Origin of the sequence: Massilia frigida (assembly GCF_011682175.1) — a bacterium.
Taxonomy (GTDB): Bacteria; Pseudomonadota; Gammaproteobacteria; order Burkholderiales; family Burkholderiaceae_D; genus Telluria_A; species Telluria_A frigida.
This window is the reverse complement of the sequence record NZ_WHJG01000002.1, coordinates 22,410-42,339: the sequence shown is the minus strand read 5'-3', so window position 1 is coordinate 42,339 and position 19,930 is coordinate 22,410. Positions and strand designations below refer to the sequence as shown.

Genomic DNA, 19,930 nt, shown 5'->3' with positions numbered 1-19,930 from the left:
CACCAGTCCTTGGTGCGGATGACGCCATAAAAAACAAAACAGGAGGACATCATTCCATGAGTAAATTCGCGTTCGTATTTCCCGGCCAGGGTTCGCAGGCCATCGGCATGCTGTCCGGCTTCGCCGGCAACCCGGTGGTCGCGCAAACCATTGCCGAAGCCAACCAAGCGCTCGGCTTCGACCTGGGCAAGCTGATTGCCGACGGTCCCAAGGAAGAGCTGGACCTGACCACCAATACCCAGCCCGTCATGCTGACCGCCTCGGTGGCCGTGTACCGCGCCTGGATCGCGGCCGGCGGCGCCGTGCCGTCGGTCGTGGCCGGCCACAGCGTGGGCGAGTATTCGGCCCTGGTGGCGGCCGGCGTGATCGCCTTCAAGGATGCGGTGCCGCTGGTGCGTTTCCGGGCCCAGGCCATGCAGGAAGCGGTGCCGGTCGGGCAGGGCGGCATGGCCGTCATTCTCGGCCTGCCGGCCGGCGAGGTGCGCGCGATTTGCGCCGAAGCAGCTGCCGCCAATCCGGCTGAAGTGGTCGAGGCGGTGAACTTCAACGAACTGACCCAGATCGTGATCGCCGGCCACAATGGCGCCGTCGAGCGCGCCTGCGAACTGGCCAAGGCCAAGGGCGCCAAGCGCGCCATGAAACTGGCGGTGTCGGCCCCGTTCCACTCCTCGCTGCTCAAACCAGCGTCGGACCGCCTGCGCGCGTATCTGAAGGATGTGCCGTTTGCGGCGCCGCGGATCGACTTGATCAACAACGTCGACGTGGCTATCCTGAACGATCCCGAAGCGATCAAGGATGCGCTGGTGCGCCAGGCCGCCGGTGCGGTGCGCTGGGTCGAAACCATGCAGAAAATGGCTGCCGAGGGCGTCACCCAGGTAATCGAATCGGCGCCGAGCAAGGTGCTGATCGGCATGGCCAAGCGCATCGATGCGCAACTGGTGGGCGAGGCGCTGGTGGATCAGGCTTCGCTGGAGCGCGTATTGAGCAGCCTCAATCAGGCTTGATCAAGTTGGTGCAGTATCGCAGGGCATCGCAGAACATCAGAACAAAAGGACAGCAATGAAACTGGAAAATCAAATCGCCCTGGTCACGGGCGCGTCGCGCGGCATCGGCAAGGCCATCGCACTCGAACTGGCCCGCCAGGGCGCGAAAGTGGTTGGCACCGCCACCACCGAGAGTGGCGCGCAAGCCATTTCCGCCTATCTCGCCGAATTCGGCGGCAAGGGCGCGGTCCTGAACGTGACCGATGCCGCCGCCTGCGCCGCCGTCGTGGACGAGGTGCAAAAGGGTTTCGGCAGCCTGTCGATCCTGGTCAACAATGCCGGCATCACCCAAGACCAGCTGGCCATGCGCATGAAAGACGAGGAATGGGACAGTGTCATCGCCACCAACCTGACGGCGGTCGGGCGCCTGTCGCGCGCGGTCCTGCGCGGCATGATGAAAGCCAAGCATGGGCGTATTATTAACATCACCTCGGTGGTCGGTTCGGCCGGCAATGCGGGGCAGATGAATTACGCGGCGGCCAAGGCCGGCGTGGCCGGCATGAGCCGGGCGCTGGCGCGTGAAATCGGCAGCCGCAACATCACGGTCAACTGTATTGCGCCCGGCTTTATCGATACCGATATGACCAAGGCCTTGAGTGCCGAGCAGCACACTGGCTTGCTGACCCAGATTCCGCTGGGGCGCCTGGGCGCGCCGGAAGACATCGCCCACGCCGTCGCCTTCCTGGCCGGACCGCAAGCGGCGTATATCACGGGCACGACCCTGCACGTGAACGGCGGAATGTATATGAATTGATGTGGAGTGCTTTGCCTGATCCCATTTGCGGCCCTGCGCACGGATCAGATAAAGGAAATTCTCGTCATTTAGCAGTACGTTCGGTGGAATTTGCGGCAGACACCGAAATTAGTTTTTCACCGCGCAAACCTGATAAAATGCGCGCACTTTCCGTAACACACACAATGGAGCCATAACATGTCGGATATCGAACAACGCGTTAAAAAAATCGTCGCTGAGCAACTGGGCGTTGCAGAAGTAGACATCAAAATCGAATCTTCGTTCGTTGACGACCTCGGTGCGGATTCCCTCGACACCGTCGAACTGGTGATGGCACTGGAAGACGAATTCGAAATGGAAATCCCTGACGAACAAGCTGAAAAGATCACCACCGTGAAACAGGCAATCGACTACGCTACGGCGCACGTCAAGGCCTAAGTTTTACAATTTTCTCGGGAGAATCGCTTGAGCCGTTCACGAAATCGTCGTGTCGTCATCACCGGGCTGGGCTGCGTTTCACCAATCGGCAACACGGTTGCCGAGACGTGGAGCGCGGCACTGGCCGGCAAGTCGGGCATTGCCAACATCACCAGGTTTGATGCGCAGCCTTTTTCGACCCACTTCGCGGGCGAAGTCAAGGGTTTCAATATCGAGGATTACATCCCTGCCAAGGATGCACGCCACATGGATACGTTTATCCATTACGGCATGGCGGCGGGTATCCAGGCAATGCAGGATTGCGGACTGGTCGTCACCGAAGAAAATGCCGAGCGCATCGGGGTCATCATCGGTTCCGGCATCGGCGGCTTGCCGCTGATCGAAGACACCAAGGAAGATTACGCCAAGCGCGGCCCGCGCCGCATTTCGCCCTTTTTCGTACCGGCCTCGATCATTAACATGATTTCGGGCAACCTGTCGATCAAGTACGGCTTGCGCGGTCCGAACCTGGCCATCGTGACGGCCTGCACCACCGGCCTGCACAGCATCGGCGCGGCTGGCCGCCTGATCGAGTACGGCGATGCCGACGTGATGATTGCCGGCGGTGCCGAAGCGACCATTTCGCCGCTGGGCCTGGGCGGTTTCGCCTCGGCACGCGCGCTATCCTCGCGCAACGACGATCCGGCCACCGCCTCGCGTCCCTGGGAGCGCGACCGCGACGGCTTCGTGCTGGGCGAAGGTGCCGGCGTGATGGTGCTCGAAGAGTACGAGCACGCCAAGGCGCGCGGCGCGAAAATCTACGCCGAACTGCTGGGCTTCGGCATGAGTGCCGACGCCTACCACATGACGTCACCGGTCGAAGACGGCAGTGGCGCCAGCCGCTGCATGCAGTCGGCCCTGAGCAATGCCGGCATCAATGCCGACCAGGTCAATTATGTCAACGCGCACGGCACCTCGACCCCGCAGGGCGACGTGGCCGAAGTGCAGGGGCTGAAAAAGACCTTCGGCGCGCACGCCGGCAAGCTGGTGGTGAACTCGACCAAGTCGATGACCGGCCACCTGCTGGGCGGCGCCGGCGGCCTGGAAGCGGTGTTCACGGTGCTGGCGATGCATCACCAGATCTCGCCGCCGACGATCAACCTCTTCAACCAGGATCCCGCTTGCGACCTGGACTTCTGCGCCAACACGGCGCGCGAAATGAAGATCGACATCGCGGTGAAGAACTCGTTCGGCTTCGGCGGCACCAACGGTACCTTGGTTTTCGGCAAGGCCTGAGCCAGGAAAATCCTTGGTGCAATGACGCGCAGGAAAATTTTCGCGTCGTAGCATGAACTTTCGGCGTCCGCACTTGTCTCAAGTGTGGGCGTCGATGAAACGCCGGCGGCTCTCGCCGGGGTCCGATTTGCCCAGTGCACCATCACGCACTGGCGCCCCGCAGCACCTTTCCTACTGATTATGTCGATTGCGGTTTCCGCCTGCATCAGGCCGTCGCGTTCCTTGCGTCTGGTTTTGCTGGGCTATGCCGCGCTCAATCTGGCCGTTGCTCTTGCGCTCGTCTGGCGCTGGGCAGCGGGCATTGGCGCGGCCAGCGTTTTGCCGGCATTGTGCGCTGGGGCTTGCGCCTTGGCAGCAATGCTTGCATGCAGGGCATCGGCACAGGGGGAAATGCGGCGCAGGATTGATATTTCTGGACTCGGCGAGATTCGCCTGACGGTACAACAGAGCTTGGGCGCAGTACCGGCCCGGGCGGATGTGCTGCAATTGCTTCCCGGATCGACTCTCTGGCCGCACAGCCTGCTCCTGCTGCTGGGCTCACCCGGTGGCAAGCTCGTCAGTGTGCTGCTCATCTGGCCGGACAGTTTGGCCCGCGAGCAATTCCGGATGTTGTCGGTGGCCCTCAGGGCCATTGCCGGGCGGGACAATAAATTTGTCGGAAATAACAAAATACTTTGAACTTATTGCAAGCGGCCAACTCTATAGACAGTGGGACGGGCCGCTGCTGCAGCCAAGAGGGCAGGGTCAGTGACGACAGAACGCGAGTGTGATCAACTGCTGGTTGAGCGCGTCCAGGCTGGCGACAGGCAGGCGTTCGACCTGCTGGTCAGCAAATATCAGCGCAGGCTGATGCGGCTTGTGTCGCGCCTGGTGCATGATCCGGCCGAGGCCGAGGACGTGGTACAGGAAACATTCATCAAGGCGTATCGGGCCTTGCGGCATTTCAGGGGGGATTCCGCTTTCTATACCTGGCTGTACAGGATCGGAATCAATACGGCGAAGAATTTTCTCGTCACCCAGGGCAGGCGCGCACCGACGTCGACCGAGTCGGATGCGGAGCGCGCCGAAGCGTTTGACGATGCGGACAGCTTGCGTGACATCAACACCCCGGAATCGGTGTTGGCAAGCAAGCAGATCGCTTATACGGTCAATGCCGCGATGGAGGCGCTGCCGCACGAATTGCGGAATGCGATTGTCCTGCGCGAAATTGAAGGGTTGAGCTACGAGGAAATAGCGGAAGTCATGTCATGTCCCATCGGCACGGTGCGTAGCCGGATTTTCCGGGCGCGCGAAGTGATTGCGGAAAAGTTGAGGCCTTTACTCGACATGCCGGTTGACAAACGACGTTAAACGTAGCGATGATCGCTCTAATCGGTTAACTTTTGGTCACACTCAACAGTGATGGAAATACTGATGGACACCCCGAAAAAAGTCCGGGAGCAGATCTCGGCGTTCAGCGACCACGAACTGTCGCCGTCCACCTTGCCTGACGCGGCCCTGCATTCGGTCGAGGGCCAGCACGCGTGGGACCTTTACCACCGCATCCGAGACGCCATGCGCGATCCGGGCGGGCCCGCCTTGTCCGGGGACTTCGCCAGCAAACTGGCGGCGCGCCTGGCAGCCGAGCCGCCGCCCGGCAAGCGCGTGCTGCGCGCATCGAGCGCGGCCCTGGCGCGGCGCGCACCGCCCGCCGTGGCCGCCGGTGCGGCCGGGCCGGTGACCGGCATCAGCGAGGCGGCGGTGGCCGATGCCGCCATCCCCGTGAGCGGCAGCGACGCCCCCGATGCCCCGGACGCGATCGCTGTCGCGGAACCGGTGAGCGAGGCCATCACCGAACCGCAGCCAGACGGTGTGAGCGCCACTCGGGATGCCAAGGCCGATGGCGCGGCCGATGGCATGGCCGATGGCATGGCCGATGGCATGGCCGATGGCATGGCCGATGGCATGGCCGATGGCATGGCCGATCCCAAGGCGGTCAGCGCGGCCAAGCCGGCCATCGCCTCGGTGTCCTGATTCTATCGCAGCAACCCGGCCAGCCTTGCCTTGCATGCCGCCCGCGCCGGCCGATGGCGCCGCAAGCGGCGTCCGCTACGGCGTCCGCTACGGCGCCCGCTACGGCGTCCGCTACGGCGCCCGCTACGGCGTCCGCTACGGCGCCCGCCATGGCGTTTCGGTCGAGACCTGGCCCCACGGCGGCGTTTTCAGGCAAACCACGCGGCGGCGGACCGGCGGCCGACACCCGCCGCGACAAGGTTGGCGTTTTGGCTTACCATAACGTCAATCTTTATCCGATTCCCCCTATCCGACCACCATGACACTTTCCGCTGGCAGCAAGCTCTTCTCCGCTTTGTTCATCGCCGCTGCCGCCCTGGGCGCCGTCCCGCAGGCTGGCGGCGCCGCCCCGGTGGGGGTGCCGCTGGTGACTGGCTTGCCCGATTTCACCGACCTGATCGACAAGGTGGGGCCGGCGGTGGTCGACATCCGCACCACCGAAAAACTCAAGCCCGGCGAGCGCGCCCCGACCGAGGATGAATTGCTCGACCTGCTGCGCCGCTACCATGGCGCCCAGGACCCGCGCGGGCGGCGCGCGCCCCAGCCGCCGCTGCCGGCCCCGTCCCAGGAAGATGAAGTGCAGCGCGGCGTCGGTTCCGGCTTTCTCATGTCGGCCGACGGCTATGTGCTCACCAACGCCCATGTGGTCGACGGTGCCGACGAAGTGCTGGTCACCCTGACCGACCGGCGCGAATTCAAGGCCAGGGTACTCGGCTCCGACAAGCGTTCCGACGTGGCCCTGCTCAAGCTCGACGCCCAGCAACTGCCCAGCCTGACCATCGGTGACTCCGGCAAGATCCGCGTCGGCGAATGGGTGATCGCGATCGGCTCGCCGTTTAATTTGAACAATACCGTCACGGCCGGCATCATTTCGGCCAAGTCGCGCGATACCGGCGATTACCTGCCGCTGATCCAGAGCGATGTGGCGGTCAATCCCGGCAACTCGGGCGGCCCCCTGATCAATATGCGCGGGGAGGTGATCGGCATCAACTCCCAGATCGCCACCTTGTCCGGTGGCTATAACGGCATTTCCTTTGCCGTGCCGATCGATGAAGTCATGCGCGTGGCCGACCAGCTCAAGAAAAGCGGCAAGGTCACGCGCGGGCGCCTGGGCGTCGAGATCGATGAACTCACCAGGGAGGTGGCCGAGGCGCTGGGCCTGGACAAGGCGCGCGGGGTCGAAGTGGTGCGGGTGGAGGCGGGCGGTCCGGCCGACAAGGATGGGATCAAGGTCGGCGACATCATCCTCAAGTTCAACGGCCAGGAAATCGATCGCAGCGGCGATTTGCCGCGCCTGGTGGGCGCCACGGCCGTGGGCAGCAAGGCTGTCGTGACGGTCTGGCGCCAGGGCCGGCAAAAAGAGATCACGGTGGGCATCGTCACCCTCGACGACGACAAGGCCGCGCGCAAGCCCGGCCCCAAAAAGCCGGCCCCGAACCAGCCCGCGAACGCGCTGGGCCTGCACGTGTCGGACCTGAGCGAGGCGCAGCGCAAGGAATTGCAGATCGACGCCGGCGTGCTGGTCGATGCCAGCGAAGCGTTGGCGGCGCGCGCCGGCCTGCGCCCGGGCGACCTGATCCTGCAACTGAACAATGTCGAAGTCAAGGATGCGAAACAGTTCAATGCCCTGGTCGGCCGGCTCGACACCAAGAAAAATGCCGTGGTGCTGGTACGGCGCGACGATGCCACCCAGTACGTGGTGATCCATCCCAAGACCTGAGGGACGCCCTGGAACGCCCATGCCCGCCGGCGCCCCCTGGCCGCCGGTTTTTCCTTTTTAACAACGCGATGCCATGATTCGATTCACCCTGTATTCCCGCAGTTACTGCCACCTGTGCGACGACCTGCTCGACGCCCTCAACGCCCTGCAAACCGACACCCTGCGCTTCGCCGTCGAGGTGATCGACGTCGATGCCGACCCGGCCCTGGTCGAGCGCTTCGACGAACTGGTGCCGGTCCTGTTCGGCGACCCGGCCGCCCCCGAGCTGTGCCACTACTTCCTCGACGAGGCGGCCGTGCGCGCCTACCTGGCGGCATCGCCTGTGTTGATTTAACAATGTTTACACGGAATTCGGCAATAGACCGGCTTTCTACCCTGAAATCCGGTAAAATGCGGGGGTCGGAAATAGCTTCTGTCCTGAGCTTGACAGCTTCTCTCGCTTGATAAGGCGCTCGCCTGGGGATAGCCATGCCCCCCACGGAGCGCTTTTTTCGTATGGGGCGGCGTCGTCCACTACGGCAAGCCGGCACAGCAAGCTGGTGCAGCAAGCTGGTGCAGCAAGCTGGTGCAGCAAGCTGGTGCAGCAAGCTGGTGCAGCAAAGAGCGCGCGACCATCCCGAATGTCGTCCTTCCCTACTTGGTTTTGAATTGCATTAATGAACAACATACGTAACTTTTCCATCATTGCCCACATCGACCACGGCAAATCGACCCTCGCCGACCGTATCATCCAGATTTGCGGCGGCTTGTCCGACCGCGACATGGAAGCCCAGGTGCTCGATTCGATGGACCTGGAGCGCGAGCGCGGCATCACCATCAAGGCGCAGACCGCGGCCCTGCATTACAAGGCGCGCGACGGCCAGGTGTATAACCTGAACCTGATCGACACGCCCGGCCACGTCGACTTCAGCTATGAAGTGTCGCGCTCGCTGTCGGCCTGCGAAGGCGCGCTGCTGGTGGTCGATGCCTCGCAGGGCGTGGAAGCGCAGACCGTGGCCAACTGCTACACCGCGCTCGACCTGGGCGTGGAAGTGGTGCCGGTTCTGAACAAGATCGACTTGCCGCACGCCGATCCGGCCAATGCGATTGCCGAGATCGAAGACGTGATCGGGATCGATGCGACCGACGCCGTCAAGTGCTCGGCCAAGAGCGGCCTGGGCGTGGAAGACGTGCTCGAATCGCTGATCGCCCGCGTACCGCCGCCAAAAGGCGACCCGGACGCGCCGCTGCAAGCGCTGATCGTCGACTCGTGGTTCGATAACTACGTCGGCGTGGTGATGCTGGTGCGCGTGATCAACGGCACCCTGAAACCGAAAGAAAAAATCCTGCTGATGGCGTCCGAGTCGGTGCAGCTGGTCGAGAGCGTGGGCGTGTTCAGCCCGAAATCGCAATCCCTGCCGCAAATTTCCGCCGGCCAGGTCGGTTTTGTCATCGCCGGCATCAAGGAACTCAAGGCCGCCAAGGTGGGCGACACGGTCACCCACGCCGCCAAGCCGGCCAGCGCGCCGCTGCCAGGCTTCAAGGAAGTCCAGCCGCAGGTGTTCGCCGGCCTGTTCCCGGTCGAAGCGAACCAGTACGATGCGCTGCGCGACTCGCTCGAAAAGCTCAAGCTCAACGACGCCGCCCTGATGTACGAGCCGGAAGTGTCGCAGGCGCTGGGCTTCGGCTTCCGCTGCGGCTTCCTCGGCTTGCTGCACATGGAAATCGTGCAGGAACGCCTGGAACGCGAATTCGACATGGACCTCATCACCACGGCGCCGACCGTGGTGTACGAAGTGATCATGCGCGACGGTTCCCTGATCCGGGTCGACAATCCCTCCAAGATGCCGGACCCGTCCAAGATCGAGGAAGTGCGCGAGCCGATCGTCACGGTCAATCTGTACATGCCGCAGGAATACGTGGGCTCGGTGATCACCCTGTGCATCGGCAAGCGCGGCGTGCAGATGGACATGAGCTACCACGGGCGCCAGGTCAAGCTGATCTACGAAATGCCGATGGCCGAGATCGTGCTCGATTTCTTCGACCGCCTCAAGTCGACCTCGCGCGGCTATGCCTCGATGGATTACGAGTTCAAGGAATACCGGGCGGCCGACGTGGTCAAGGTTGACATGCTGATCAACAGCGAAAAAGTCGATGCGCTGGCCATCATCGTGCACCGCGCCAACAGCCAGTTCCGTGGCCGCCAGGTGGCCGCCAAGATGCGCGAACTGATCCCGCGCCAGATGTTCGACGTGGCGATCCAGGCCGCCATCGGCGCCACCGTCATTTCGCGCGAAAACGTGAAGGCGCTGCGCAAGAACGTGCTGGCCAAGTGCTATGGCGGCGATATCAGCCGCAAGAAGAAATTGCTTGAGAAGCAGAAGGCCGGTAAAAAGCGCATGAAGCAGGTCGGCTCGGTGGAAATTCCACAAGAAGCATTCCTGGCAATTTTACAAGTGGACGATAAATGAACCTGCAGTTTATCTTAGGGAATTTTGCACTGATCCTGTTCGTATTGATGGTGATCACGGGCATCGTCTGGTGCCTGGATGTGTTTCACTTCGCGCGCCAGCGGCGTGCCGCGGCCGATGCGGCCCTGGCCGCCTTCGACGCGCGCAATGCCAAGCTGAGCGCCGAAGGCATCAAGGTCGACAGCACCAGCCGCCAGTCGATCGAAGCGGCCATCCTGCGCCAGCCGACCTGGATCGAATACTCGGGCAGCTTTTTCCCGGTGATCGCGCTGGTGTTCATCCTGCGCTCCTTCCTGTACGAGCCGTTCAAGATTCCCTCGGGTTCGATGGTGCCGACCCTGGTCATCGGCGACCTGATCCTGGTAAACAAGTTCACCTACGGCATCCGCCTGCCGGTGCTGAACCAGAAAATCATCGATGTCAACGATCCCCAGCGCGGCGACGTGATGGTGTTCAAGTATCCCGACGATATGTCGCAGGATTACATCAAACGGGTGGTCGGCATTCCCGGTGATAAAATCATCTATGAAAACAAGCGCCTGACCGTGAATGGCCAGGAACTGAAGTACACGGCGCTCCCCGAATTTCTCGACGACGAGTCGCCCGTGTACCATAAGCAATACACGGAAGACCTGACCGGCGTGCAGCACCGCATCCTCAACGATGACGGCAAGGCTGTCTACAACCTGGACCAGGTCAAGAACTTCCCGAACCGGGAAGGTTGCACCTATACCGTCGATAAATTTACTTGTATCGTACCTCCCGGCAATTACTTTATGATGGGCGATAATCGGGACAATAGCTCCGACAGCCGTTATTGGGGCTTCGTCCCGAATAAGAATATCGTGGGCAAGGCGTTTTTTGTCTGGATGAACCTGGGCAGTCTTGGCCGCATCGGCAGCATTCACTAACGTCAAAGGGATTTACTATGTACGGATCGAAACCGGTCAATCTGGCGAAACAGCAGGGTGTCTCCTTGTCGGGCCTGATTTTTTTGCTGGCAATCATTACTTTTATTGCCATGTTTGCCATGAAAGTCTTCCCGACCTTTCTGGAATACCGCGCGGTCCAGGCCGGCATCGTCTCGGCCAAGAAGGTCGAGGGGACGGTGCGCGATATCCAGCTTTCCTTCGACAAGCATGCCAACATCAACCGCATCGAATCCATCAAAGGTACCGACCTGATCATCACCAAGGATACCGGCGAGACCCAGGTCGCGTTTGCCTACACCGCGCGCATCCCGCTGATCACCAATGTCACCCTGCTGATCGATTACGCCGGCACCACCGATCCGAGCGGCAAGATTCCTGAAAAACCAGCCGAACCCATCCGTTAAGGCAGTCCAACCAAGAAGTCCGACACATGAATCTTCAGTTATTGCAAACGCGCTTAGGATATACGTTCCAGGATGCTGGCCTGTTGCAGCAAGCCTTGACGCACCGCAGCCACAGCAGTTTGCATAATGAGCGCCTGGAATTCCTCGGCGATTCGATCCTGAACTGTGTGGTGGCGTCGGTGCTGTACGAGCGCTTCAGCGCCATCGACGAAGGCGACCTGTCGCGCCTGCGCGCCAACCTGGTCAAGCAGCAATCGCTCTACGAAATCGCCCAGAAGCTGGAATTGTCGCAATTCCTGCGCCTGGGCGAGGGCGAGCTCAAGTCCGGCGGCTTTCGCCGGCCCTCGATCCTGGCCGACACCCTCGAAGCGCTGCTGGGCGCGATTTTCCTCGACGCCGGCTTCAATGCCGCGCGCGACGTGATCCGCGCCTTCTATATCCCGATTCTCGACTCGGTCGACCCGCGCACGCTCGGCAAGGATGCCAAGACCTTGCTCCAGGAATTCTTGCAAAGTAAAAAAATCTCGCTGCCGACCTATAACGTGGTGGCCACCCATGGCGCCGCGCACAGCCAGGAATTCGAGATCGAATGCCTGGTGCCCAAGCTCGGCATCCAGGTCTACGGCCGTGGCGGCAGCCGCCGCGCCGGCGAACAGGCCGCCGCCAAGCTCGCGCTCGAAGTGGCCGAGCAAGCCTTGCTGAAAACCCCGCCGGCCGGCCGCAAGGCCAAGCCGCGCGCCGCCCAGCTCAAACTGGCCGGCATCGCCACCATCCAGAGCGACGCCGAGCCCGACGCCGACGACGACAGCACGCTGCCGGTCGACGCCAAAACCCCTCAACACCCGCATCCAGAAACGAAATCAGCATGAATACCACAACTACCCCAGACACCTTCCGTTGTGGCTATATCGCCATCGTCGGCCGCCCCAACGTGGGCAAATCGACCCTGATGAACGTGCTGATCGGCGCCAAGGTCTCGATCACCTCGCGCAAGGCCCAGACCACGCGCCACCGCATCACCGGCATCCAGACCGTCGATGACGCGCAGTTCATCTACGTGGACACGCCGGGCTTCCAGACGCGCCACTCGAATGCGCTCAACAAGACGCTCAACAAGACCGTCACCAATACGCTCATTTCGGCCGACGTGATCCTGTACCTGATCGAAGCGGGCACCTTCGGCCCGGCCGACCAGCAGGTGATCGACCTGCTGCCGACGGACGTGCCGTGCATCCTGGTCATCAACAAGTCGGACCGGGTCAAGGACAAGGCGGCCCTGATGCCGTTCGCCCAGCAGATCGCGGCCAAGCATGATTTCGCCGCCATCGTGCCGGTGTCGGCCAAGCTCAAGTTCCAGCTCGACGGCCTGCAAAATGAAATCAAGCGGCTCCTGCCGGAAAACGCGCCGGTGTTCGGCCCGGACGATATTACCGACCGCAGCGAAAAATTCCTCGCTTCCGAAATCGTGCGCGAAAAGCTGTTCCGCCTGGTTGGCGACGAACTGCCTTACACCAGCACCGTCCTGATCGAAAAATTCGAACAGGAAGGCGACTTGCGGCGCATCTTCGCGGCCATTTTGGTCGAGCGCGACACCCACAAGTCGATGGTCATCGGGAACAAGGGCGCGCGCCTGAAAGAAGTCTCGACCCAGTCGCGGCTGGACATGGAAAAGCTGTTCGGCGGCCCGGTGTACCTGGAAATCTGGGTCAAGGTCAAATCCGGCTGGGCCGACAATGAAGCGGGCCTGCGCGCCTACGGTTACGAGTAAGCGCGGAGCAGCCCCGCCACCCGCATGCCCACCAACGACGCCGACCTGACCGTCGCCGTAGCGGCGAGTGCGGCGCCGCCACAGCCGGCGCCTGCCAGGCGGCGCGTTCCCCAGCGCGGCGAGCGGGTCGGCGGCCAGCCATCGTTCGTGCTGCACAGTTATCCCTACAAGGAAACCAGCCTGATCGTCGACATGTTCACGCGCGACTTCGGCCGCGTGGGCCTGGTCGCCAAGGGCGCCAAGCGGCCGCTGTCGAAACTGCGCGGCGTGCTGCAAACCTTCCAGCCGCTGCAAGCGGCCTGGAGCGGCAAGTCCGAACTGCGCACCCTGATCGACGCCGAGTGGGTGGGCGGCATGCTCCCTCTGGAGAAGACCGCGCTGCTGTGCGGCTTTTACCTCAACGAACTGCTGGTCAAGCTGATCGCGCGCGACGACCCGCATCCAGCCCTGTTCGACCACTACGTCTCGACCCTGAACCAGCTGGCCCACAACGAACCGGCGACGATCGTCTTGCGAAAATTCGAACGGGCCTTACTTAAAGAGACAGGCGTGGCCGCCGACCTGACGCGCTGCACCAGCACGCGCGCGCAAGTCGAACCGGATGGCGAGTACGTGGTCGATCCCGAGCGCGGCGCGCGCCTGGCACGCGAATCGGACAGCTGGCCGGCGGTGAGCGGCAAGACGCTGATCGACATGGAGCGCGAAGATTACAGCGACCCTGTCACGCAGGCGCAGAGCAAGGTGCTGATGCGCTTCCTGCTGGCCCACCAGCTGGGCGGATCACCCCTGAACACGCGCCAGATCCTGATCGACCTGATGCAGTTATAGATTCATCACCCAACCAAGCAACCGAGCAACCATCATGAGCTTCCTCCAACCGAATGGCCCGGTCATCGACCTGGGCGTGAACATCGACCATGTGGCGACCTTGCGCAATGCGCGCGGCACCGTCTATCCGGACCCGCTGCGCGCGGCCATGCTGGCCGAGCAGGCCGGCGCCGACGTGATCACCCTGCACCTGCGCGAAGACCGGCGCCATATCAAGGATGCCGATGTGATCGCGCTGCGCCCGCAGCTGATGACGCGCATGAACCTGGAAGCGGCCGTGACGCGCGAGATGATCGATTTCGCCTGTTCCGTGCGCCCGCAGGATGTGTGCCTGGTGCCCGAGCGGCGCGAGGAAGTGACCACCGAAGGCGGCCTCGATGTGATCCGCTACTACCGGCAAGTCGAAGCGGCCGTCAAACAGCTGCAAGGCGAGGGCATTCGCGTCAGCCTGTTTATCGACGCCGACGAAGCGCAGATTGGCGCGGCCGCCGACATGGGTGTGCCGGTGATCGAACTGCACACTGGACGCTACGCCGAGGCAGGCCAGGGCGAACTGGCGCACGAACTGGAGCGCATCCGGCGTGGGGCCCGCTTCGGCGTCTCGCGCGGGCTGAAGGTCAACGCCGGCCACGGCCTGCACTACCAGAACGTGCAGGCCATCGCGGCCATCGCCGATATCGGCGAACTCAATATCGGCCACGCGATCGTGTCGCATGCGCTGTTTGCCGGCTTCGAAAACGCGGTGCGCGAGATGAAGGCCATCATGGTCGCCGCGCGCCTGGCGGCATAAGCCCCGCGCCGCGCCGATGATCTACGGGATCGGCACCGACATCGTGCAGGTCGCGCGCATCGAGGCGGCGCTGGCGCGCAGCGAGCGCTTCGCCACCAAGATCCTGGGCGAGGATGAACTGGCGGTATTTCGCCAGCGCCGCGCGCAGAATGCGGTGCGCGGGGTGCGCTACCTGGCCACCCGCTTCGCGGCCAAGGAAGCGTTCTCGAAAGCGATCGGCCTGGGCCTGCGCGCGCCGATGGCCTGGCGCAGCGCGCAGATGCTCAACACGCCGGCCGGCCAGCCCGTCATGGTGTGCAGTGGCGCGCTCGACGCCTTTATGCGGCAAAATGGGCTCACTGCCCAGGTGACGGTGAGCGACGAAGCCGAATACGGCGTCGCCTTCGTGATCGTTACCCGGCAAGCCTGATTTAATTGACCCGGATTGATGCTGCAATGACCGATGTGATTTCCAACGCAAGCCCCGATGCAGATCCTGGCGCCGCCGTCGCCGCGCGCGAACAGGTGCTCGCCACTGTCGCCAAGCTGCCCAACCTGCCGGGCGTGTACCGCTATTTCGACGCCGTCGATGCGGTCCTGTACGTGGGCAAGGCGCGCGACCTCAAGAAGCGCGTGTCGAGCTACTTCCAGAAGAACCTGTCGAGCCCCCGCATCGCCATGATGGTCGAGCGCATCGCGCGCCTGGAAACGACCGTCACGCACAGCGAGGCCGAGGCGCTGATCCTCGAAAATAACCTGATCAAGACGCTCAAGCCGCGTTTTAACATCCTGTTCCGCGACGATAAATCGTACCCCTATCTGAAGATCAGCGGCCAGGACGTGCCGCGCATGGCCTACTATCGCGGCGCGGTCGACAAGAAGAGCCAGTATTTCGGGCCGTTCCCGAGCGCGTGGGCGGTCAAGGAATCGATGCAGATCCTGCAGAAGGTGTTCATGCTGCGCACCTGCGAGGACAGCGTGTTCTCGAACCGCACGCGCCCCTGCCTGCTGCACCAGATCGGCCGCTGCAGCGGTCCCTGCGTGGACCTGATCACGCGCGACGACTACAAGATCGACGTCGACAATGCCGCCCGCTTTTTGCGCGGGCGCCAGAGCGAAGTGATGGCCGACCTGGAAGCGAAGATGCACGCGTTCGCGGGCGAACTCAAATTCGAGCAGGCCGCCGCCGTGCGCAACCAGATCCAGTCGCTGGCGCGCGTGCTGCACCAGCAAAGCATGGAAACCGGCGGCGACGCCGACGTCGACATCATCGCCGTGGTGGTGCAGGGCGGGCGCGCCTGCGTCAACCTGGCGATGGTGCGCGGCGGGCGCCACCTGGGCGACCGCGCCTACTTTCCGACCCAGGTCAGCGACGCCGCCGCGATTGCCGAAGGCTCGATCGAAGTCGAAGTGCTGGCCGCTTTCCTGGCGCAGCACTACAGCGAAAAATTCATCCCCGGGGTGCTGATCCTGAATATCGAATTCGACCAGCCGGCCCTGATGGTGGCGCTCACCGAGCAGTGCGGGCACCGCATCAACCTGATCTTCCAGCCGCAGGGGCAGCGCCGCCAGTGGCTGGAAATGGCGCACAAGGGCGCCGAGATTTCGCTGGCGCGCCTGCTGTCCGAACAGGGCTCGCAGCAATCGCGCACGCGCGCGCTGGCCGAGGCGCTCGCGCTCGACGCGACCGATCTCGATGCGCTGCGCATCGAGTGCTTCGACATCAGCCACACGCAGGGCGAGGCGACCCAGGCCTCGTGCGTGGTGTTCCATCACCACGCCATGCAGAACGGCGAATACCGGCGCTACAACATCAACGGCATCACGCCGGGCGACGATTACGCGGCCATGCGCCAGGTGCTGATGCGCCGTTACGAAAAGGTCGCCAATGGCGACGGCATCATGCCCGACGTGGTGCTGATCGACGGCGGCAAGGGCCAGATCGAAATGGCGCGCCAGGTGTTCGCCGAACTTGGCCTGGATATCTCGCTGATCGTTGGCGTGGCCAAGGGGGAAGGGCGCCGGGTCGGCCTGGAGACCCTGATGTTCGTCGACGGGCGCGCCTCTCAGGAACTGGGCAAGGAATCGGCCGCGCTGATGCTGGTCGCCCTGATCCGCGACGAGGCGCACCGCTTTGCGATCACCGGCATGCGCGCCAAGCGCGCCAAGACGCGCCAGACCTCGCGCCTGGAAGAGATCGAGGGTATTGGCGCCAAGCGCCGCCAGAAGCTGCTGGCGCGCTTTGGCGGCCTGCGTGGCGTGGTCGACGCCAGCGTCGAAGACCTGATGTCGGTGGAAGGCATTTCGACCCAGCTGGCCGAAGAGATTTACAAGCAGCTGCACTGAGCGTCATTGAGCGGCCGTGCGCCGGCATCGGTGCGCACGGTCCAAACTGGTTAAAAGATCATTAGCAAGGTAGACTAGCGGCGCAAGCATCTATCAACGCTTAACCAGTGCGCCCGCCTCTATGCCCTTTAATATCCCGATTCTCCTGACCTGGTTACGTGTAGCCCTGATTCCCCTCGTTGTGGGCGTGTACTACTTGCCGGCCCACTGGCTGCCGCGCTCCGACCAGGATACGGCGGCGACCCTGGTGTTCGTGGTCGCCGCCGTCACCGACTGGTTCGACGGCTTCCTGGCGCGGCGCTGGAACCAGACTTCGGCCTTCGGCGCCTTCCTCGATCCGGTGGCCGACAAGCTGATGGTGGCCGGCGCGCTGCTGGTACTGGTGCACCTGGACCGGGTCGAACACTTCATCGCCTTCATCATCATCGGCCGCGAGATCGCCATTTCGGCGCTGCGCGAATGGATGGCGCAGATCGGCGCATCGCGTTCGGTGGCGGTCAGCTCGATCGGCAAGATCAAGACCGCGGCCCAGATGACCGCCATTCCGCTGCTGCTGTGGCACGACATGCTGTTTCGCGTCGTCGACACCCAGCGCCTCGGCGAATATCTGATGTACCTGGCCGCCGTGCTGACCGTCTGGTCGATGTTTTACTACATGCGCCTGGCCTGGCCGCTGATCAAGGAAAAGGGCGGCATGATGGATGGATGAAGTAAAACCGATCCAGCCTTGACAGCCTGTCCAGATCCTCTATAATGCCGCCCTGTTGTGACGATGTTGTAACAAAGCGGGAGTAGCTCAGTTGGTAGAGCGCAACCTTGCCAAGGTTGAGGTCGAGAGTTCGAGACTCTTCTCCCGCTCCAGATACTTGGAGAAAACGTCGTCAGGTTGCCCTTGAAATGTTGCCTGGTTTCTGCGATAATCATTGTCTTGAAAAAATGCGGGAGTAGCTCAGTTGGTAGAGCGCAACCTTGCCAAGGTTGAGGTCGAGAGTTCGAGACTCTTCTCCCGCTCCAGTTTCTGGATCTGGCTTTAAGTGGCGGTAAGTAGTAGAATGCAGGACTCCAATGCGGGAGTAGCTCAGTTGGTAGAGCGCAACCTTGCCAAGGTTGAGGTCGAGAGTTCGAGACTCTTCTCCCGCTCCAGTTTTCTGGATTTGCTTGCAAGTGGCAGTAACGGGTAATATGCAGGACTCCAATGCGGGAGTAGCTCAGTTGGTAGAGCGCAACCTTGCCAAGGTTGAGGTCGAGAGTTCGAGACTCTTCTCCCGCTCCAGAATTCAAAGGGAAGCATCGCTTCCTTTTTTGTCACCCTCAAGAGGGTGGCGCAGCAAGTCTCTGGCGAGGTAGCAAAGAGGTTATGCAGCGGCCTGCAAAGCCGTTTAGACGGGTTCGATTCCCGTCCTCGCCTCCAGAACATGTGTTAATAAATAGCCCACCGCGACGTGGGCTATTTTTTTGTCCAGGTTTTTGTTTTCATGTCGCTGCATCGGATCGCGGCAATGGCAATGTCCGCCCCGGCCACTGCGGTGACATCTGCATCGATCCCATGCGCTGGCTAACCGAAACGATGGAAAAATTCCCCACCTCCCCCGCACAGTGCGGAGATGATCATGAATGACCGGAACCTGCTTGGCCCATGGATACGGCGCTTTCTGCTCGAGCATATGGTGGCGGAAGGTAACTTCTCACTTAACACCCAGGTCAGCTACCGCGACACGTTGATATTGCTGCTGCCGTTCGCGGCCAAGATCGGTGGCCTCGCAATCGACCGGATGACGGTTGGGGATATCTCTCCAGCCATCGTTCGCCGGTTTCTGGACCATATCGAACATGATCGGCATTGCAGCGGCGCCACCCGCAATCTGCGGCTGAGCGCGATCCACTCGCTGGCACGCTTCATCGGCATGCATTCGCCGCTTCATCTGTCATGGTGCAGCGAGGTGCGATCAATCCCGTTCAAGAAAACGGCCAAGACCATGGTCGGCCATCTCGAGAAATCGGAGATGGACGCATTGCTGGCAGCGCCGGACCGTCATGGGCGCACGTGACTATGCCTTGCTCCTGTTCCTCTACAACAGCGGCGCTCGTGCCGACGAAGTTGCGAAGCTGACTATTGGACGTTTGCAGCGCGGCGAGCGTGTTCCTTGGTCGTACAAGTGAGCCGATGACACGTTTCGGTATACATCGCATCGTCACGCACTATGGCGCACTCGCTGCAACATCAATCCCTACGATGAAGGATAAGCGCGTCAGCCCGCACTTGGTGCGCCACATGACGGCCATTCACTTGCTGCGCGCTGGCGTCGACATCAACACGATCCGGGCCTGGCTGGGACATGTGCCGCTGGATACGACAAACATTTACGCCGAGGCAGACCTGGAAATGAAGGCGCATGCGCTTGCCGGCGACATCCGAACGCTTACCACATGGCTCGCCCACGACGTCCTGGCATTGGCCGGTCCCAACCTGGAGCTGCGGAAAGATCTGTTCGACTTCATCGTTGCCGAGCTTGGCCGGCGCGAGTCCCGCGCCAGGATGGGCGCACAATTTCATGCCGTCTTCGACGCTGTGGCGCAGGCCATGGCCCAGACACCGATCTTGCCGGCACCGGGGCGCTGGCACGCTGGCTGGCCGGTGACGCGCTACGGCATGACCGCGGCGGCTGTACCCGCGTGCTGTTGATTAACAATGCGGGCGTGGTGGAAGCGGTCGGGGCGCTGCACCAGCAGGATCGGCTGGCGGTGGCGCAGGCCGTGTCGGTCAACGTTGCCGCGCCGATGATGCTGGCCGCGGCGCCGAACGCCGCATCCTGCAGGTGCCGAGTGGCGCGGGCAGCAGTGCCTATGGATTCCGTACTGAAACGCGTCAACCGTCCTGTTCCGATACATATACCGACATGTTGAACCGGTAAAATTGCGACCAAATTTCCCCGCCCGCTGGGCTTTGAACGCTTAGCCCGCTTAGCCTGCTTAGCCTCCAGGTAGGCCGAAAAATGTCGGAATCGACTTGAAATATGCACCGTAACTAGACATTTGAATTCAACATGATTAATGTTCAACGTTCTGGAATACATGTATTTTTTAATATTTAATTTAACTGAAGTGCGGCGCCGGAATCACCGTAAAGAGGTGGAATTTAACCTGATGGGCGCGCTACGGCGTTGCGCCTCGT

The 19,930-nt window shown here is 62.1% G+C and carries 21 protein-coding genes and 5 tRNA genes; all 26 read left to right on the top strand.

Annotation, left to right across the window (positions count from 1 at the left end; genetic code table 11):
• Window positions 1-56 precede the first annotated feature (56 nt).
• The 26 genes from fabD to F2P44_RS35030 all read left to right on the top strand — a co-directional run bounded on the left by fabD (window position 57) and on the right by F2P44_RS35030 (window position 19,441).
• Window positions 57-1,004: an ACP S-malonyltransferase gene (gene fabD / locus F2P44_RS02495; RefSeq protein ID WP_167084746.1), complete on the top strand. Its 948-nt coding sequence runs from the start codon at window positions 57-59 to the stop codon at window positions 1,002-1,004.
• Window positions 1,005-1,059: 55 nt separating this feature from the next.
• Window positions 1,060-1,797: a 3-oxoacyl-ACP reductase FabG gene (fabG, locus tag F2P44_RS02490; RefSeq protein WP_167084744.1), complete on the top strand. Its 738-nt coding sequence runs from the start codon at window positions 1,060-1,062 to the stop codon at window positions 1,795-1,797.
• 177 nt (window positions 1,798-1,974) lie between these two features.
• Complete coding sequence (gene acpP, locus F2P44_RS02485) at window positions 1,975-2,214, top strand: acyl carrier protein (RefSeq protein WP_018059410.1); 240 nt, start codon at window positions 1,975-1,977, stop codon at window positions 2,212-2,214.
• Between the two features lie 27 nt (window positions 2,215-2,241).
• On the top strand, window positions 2,242-3,489 hold the full coding sequence (gene fabF / locus F2P44_RS02480; protein ID WP_167084742.1) for a beta-ketoacyl-ACP synthase II: 1,248 nt from the start codon (window positions 2,242-2,244) through the stop codon (window positions 3,487-3,489).
• A gap of 180 nt (window positions 3,490-3,669) precedes the next feature.
• A complete protein-coding gene (locus tag F2P44_RS02475) occupies window positions 3,670-4,167 on the top strand; it encodes a protein YgfX (RefSeq protein WP_167084740.1) in 498 nt (165 codons plus the stop codon).
• Between the two features lie 69 nt (window positions 4,168-4,236).
• The gene (gene rpoE / locus F2P44_RS02470; RefSeq protein ID WP_054267245.1) at window positions 4,237-4,839 is read left to right on the top strand and encodes an RNA polymerase sigma factor RpoE; all 603 of its coding nucleotides are present in this window, start codon (window positions 4,237-4,239) and stop codon (window positions 4,837-4,839) included.
• A 63-nt stretch (window positions 4,840-4,902) separates the two neighbouring features.
• Entirely contained in the window at window positions 4,903-5,502 is a 600-nt protein-coding gene (locus F2P44_RS02465) for a sigma-E factor negative regulatory protein (RefSeq protein WP_167084738.1), read from the top strand.
• Window positions 5,503-5,800: 298 nt separating this feature from the next.
• Entirely contained in the window at window positions 5,801-7,261 is a 1,461-nt protein-coding gene (locus F2P44_RS02460; RefSeq protein ID WP_167084736.1) for a DegQ family serine endoprotease, read from the top strand.
• Window positions 7,262-7,334: 73 nt separating this feature from the next.
• Window positions 7,335-7,595 carry a glutaredoxin family protein gene (locus F2P44_RS02455; RefSeq protein ID WP_167084734.1) on the top strand — a complete coding sequence of 87 codons (261 nt, stop codon included), beginning with the start codon at window positions 7,335-7,337 and terminating at the stop codon, window positions 7,593-7,595.
• 322 nt (window positions 7,596-7,917) lie between these two features.
• The gene (gene lepA, locus F2P44_RS02450; protein WP_167084732.1) at window positions 7,918-9,711 is read left to right on the top strand and encodes a translation elongation factor 4; all 1,794 of its coding nucleotides are present in this window, start codon (window positions 7,918-7,920) and stop codon (window positions 9,709-9,711) included.
• Window positions 9,708-10,622 carry a signal peptidase I gene (lepB, locus tag F2P44_RS02445; RefSeq protein WP_167084730.1) on the top strand — a complete coding sequence of 305 codons (915 nt, stop codon included), beginning with the start codon at window positions 9,708-9,710 and terminating at the stop codon, window positions 10,620-10,622. Before lepA ends, lepB begins: the two co-directional genes overlap by 4 nt.
• A 17-nt stretch (window positions 10,623-10,639) precedes the next feature.
• A complete protein-coding gene (locus tag F2P44_RS02440; protein ID WP_167084728.1) occupies window positions 10,640-11,047 on the top strand; it encodes a DUF4845 domain-containing protein in 408 nt (135 codons plus the stop codon).
• A 26-nt stretch (window positions 11,048-11,073) separates the two neighbouring features.
• A complete protein-coding gene (gene rnc / locus F2P44_RS02435) occupies window positions 11,074-11,916 on the top strand; it encodes a ribonuclease III (RefSeq protein WP_229423341.1) in 843 nt (280 codons plus the stop codon).
• The gene (gene era, locus F2P44_RS02430) at window positions 11,913-12,815 is read left to right on the top strand and encodes a GTPase Era (protein WP_167084726.1); all 903 of its coding nucleotides are present in this window, start codon (window positions 11,913-11,915) and stop codon (window positions 12,813-12,815) included. The genes rnc and era overlap by 4 nt, the downstream gene beginning before the upstream one ends.
• Before the next feature lie 24 nt (window positions 12,816-12,839).
• Entirely contained in the window at window positions 12,840-13,643 is an 804-nt protein-coding gene (gene recO / locus F2P44_RS02425) for a DNA repair protein RecO (protein ID WP_167084724.1), read from the top strand.
• Between the two features lie 34 nt (window positions 13,644-13,677).
• A complete protein-coding gene (gene pdxJ, locus F2P44_RS02420) occupies window positions 13,678-14,433 on the top strand; it encodes a pyridoxine 5'-phosphate synthase (RefSeq protein WP_167084722.1) in 756 nt (251 codons plus the stop codon).
• Window positions 14,434-14,449: 16 nt separating this feature from the next.
• Window positions 14,450-14,842, top strand: coding sequence for a holo-ACP synthase (gene acpS, locus F2P44_RS02415; protein WP_167084720.1), 393 nt, complete (start codon window positions 14,450-14,452; stop codon window positions 14,840-14,842).
• Window positions 14,843-14,868: 26 nt separating this feature from the next.
• On the top strand, window positions 14,869-16,758 hold the full coding sequence (gene uvrC / locus F2P44_RS02410) for an excinuclease ABC subunit UvrC (protein ID WP_167084718.1): 1,890 nt from the start codon (window positions 14,869-14,871) through the stop codon (window positions 16,756-16,758).
• Window positions 16,759-16,879: 121 nt separating this feature from the next.
• On the top strand, window positions 16,880-17,467 hold the full coding sequence (gene pgsA, locus F2P44_RS02405; RefSeq protein WP_167084716.1) for a CDP-diacylglycerol--glycerol-3-phosphate 3-phosphatidyltransferase: 588 nt from the start codon (window positions 16,880-16,882) through the stop codon (window positions 17,465-17,467).
• 76 nt (window positions 17,468-17,543) lie between these two features.
• Window positions 17,544-17,619: transfer RNA gene (locus F2P44_RS02400), tRNA-Gly, on the top strand.
• 77 nt (window positions 17,620-17,696) lie between these two features.
• Window positions 17,697-17,772, top strand: a tRNA-Gly gene (locus F2P44_RS02395).
• A gap of 53 nt (window positions 17,773-17,825) precedes the next feature.
• Window positions 17,826-17,901 (top strand) — tRNA-Gly (locus tag F2P44_RS02390).
• Between the two features lie 54 nt (window positions 17,902-17,955).
• Window positions 17,956-18,031 (top strand) — tRNA-Gly (locus tag F2P44_RS02385).
• A 64-nt stretch (window positions 18,032-18,095) separates the two neighbouring features.
• A tRNA-Cys gene (locus F2P44_RS02380) sits at window positions 18,096-18,169 on the top strand.
• A 199-nt stretch (window positions 18,170-18,368) separates the two neighbouring features.
• Window positions 18,369-18,806, top strand: coding sequence for a site-specific integrase (locus F2P44_RS35035; protein ID WP_223164987.1), 438 nt, complete (start codon window positions 18,369-18,371; stop codon window positions 18,804-18,806).
• A gap of 116 nt (window positions 18,807-18,922) precedes the next feature.
• Entirely contained in the window at window positions 18,923-19,441 is a 519-nt protein-coding gene (locus F2P44_RS35030) for a tyrosine-type recombinase/integrase (RefSeq protein ID WP_223164986.1), read from the top strand.
• Window positions 19,442-19,930 lie beyond the last annotated feature (489 nt).

What these genes read in the sequence shown, in the direction of transcription:
- fabD (WP_167084746.1), top strand. Translation starts at nt 57, where the DNA reads ATGAGTAAATTCGCGTTCGTATTTCCCGGCCAGGGTTCGCAGGCCATC.
- fabG (WP_167084744.1), top strand. Translation starts at nt 1,060, where the DNA reads ATGAAACTGGAAAATCAAATCGCCCTGGTCACGGGCGCGTCGCGCGGC.
- acpP (WP_018059410.1), top strand. Translation starts at nt 1,975, where the DNA reads ATGTCGGATATCGAACAACGCGTTAAAAAAATCGTCGCTGAGCAACTG.
- F2P44_RS02475 (WP_167084740.1), top strand. Translation starts at nt 3,670, where the DNA reads ATGTCGATTGCGGTTTCCGCCTGCATCAGGCCGTCGCGTTCCTTGCGT.
- F2P44_RS02465 (WP_167084738.1), top strand. Translation starts at nt 4,903, where the DNA reads ATGGACACCCCGAAAAAAGTCCGGGAGCAGATCTCGGCGTTCAGCGAC.
- F2P44_RS02460 (WP_167084736.1), top strand. Translation starts at nt 5,801, where the DNA reads ATGACACTTTCCGCTGGCAGCAAGCTCTTCTCCGCTTTGTTCATCGCC.
- F2P44_RS02455 (WP_167084734.1), top strand. Translation starts at nt 7,335, where the DNA reads ATGATTCGATTCACCCTGTATTCCCGCAGTTACTGCCACCTGTGCGAC.
- lepA (WP_167084732.1), top strand. Translation starts at nt 7,918, where the DNA reads ATGAACAACATACGTAACTTTTCCATCATTGCCCACATCGACCACGGC.
- lepB (WP_167084730.1), top strand. Translation starts at nt 9,708, where the DNA reads ATGAACCTGCAGTTTATCTTAGGGAATTTTGCACTGATCCTGTTCGTA.
- F2P44_RS02440 (WP_167084728.1), top strand. Translation starts at nt 10,640, where the DNA reads ATGTACGGATCGAAACCGGTCAATCTGGCGAAACAGCAGGGTGTCTCC.
- rnc (WP_229423341.1), top strand. Translation starts at nt 11,074, where the DNA reads ATGAATCTTCAGTTATTGCAAACGCGCTTAGGATATACGTTCCAGGAT.
- era (WP_167084726.1), top strand. Translation starts at nt 11,913, where the DNA reads ATGAATACCACAACTACCCCAGACACCTTCCGTTGTGGCTATATCGCC.
- recO (WP_167084724.1), top strand. Translation starts at nt 12,840, where the DNA reads ATGCCCACCAACGACGCCGACCTGACCGTCGCCGTAGCGGCGAGTGCG.
- pdxJ (WP_167084722.1), top strand. Translation starts at nt 13,678, where the DNA reads ATGAGCTTCCTCCAACCGAATGGCCCGGTCATCGACCTGGGCGTGAAC.
- acpS (WP_167084720.1), top strand. Translation starts at nt 14,450, where the DNA reads ATGATCTACGGGATCGGCACCGACATCGTGCAGGTCGCGCGCATCGAG.
- uvrC (WP_167084718.1), top strand. Translation starts at nt 14,869, where the DNA reads ATGACCGATGTGATTTCCAACGCAAGCCCCGATGCAGATCCTGGCGCC.
- pgsA (WP_167084716.1), top strand. Translation starts at nt 16,880, where the DNA reads ATGCCCTTTAATATCCCGATTCTCCTGACCTGGTTACGTGTAGCCCTG.
- F2P44_RS35035 (WP_223164987.1), top strand. Translation starts at nt 18,369, where the DNA reads ATGAATGACCGGAACCTGCTTGGCCCATGGATACGGCGCTTTCTGCTC.
- F2P44_RS35030 (WP_223164986.1), top strand. Translation starts at nt 18,923, where the DNA reads ATGACACGTTTCGGTATACATCGCATCGTCACGCACTATGGCGCACTC.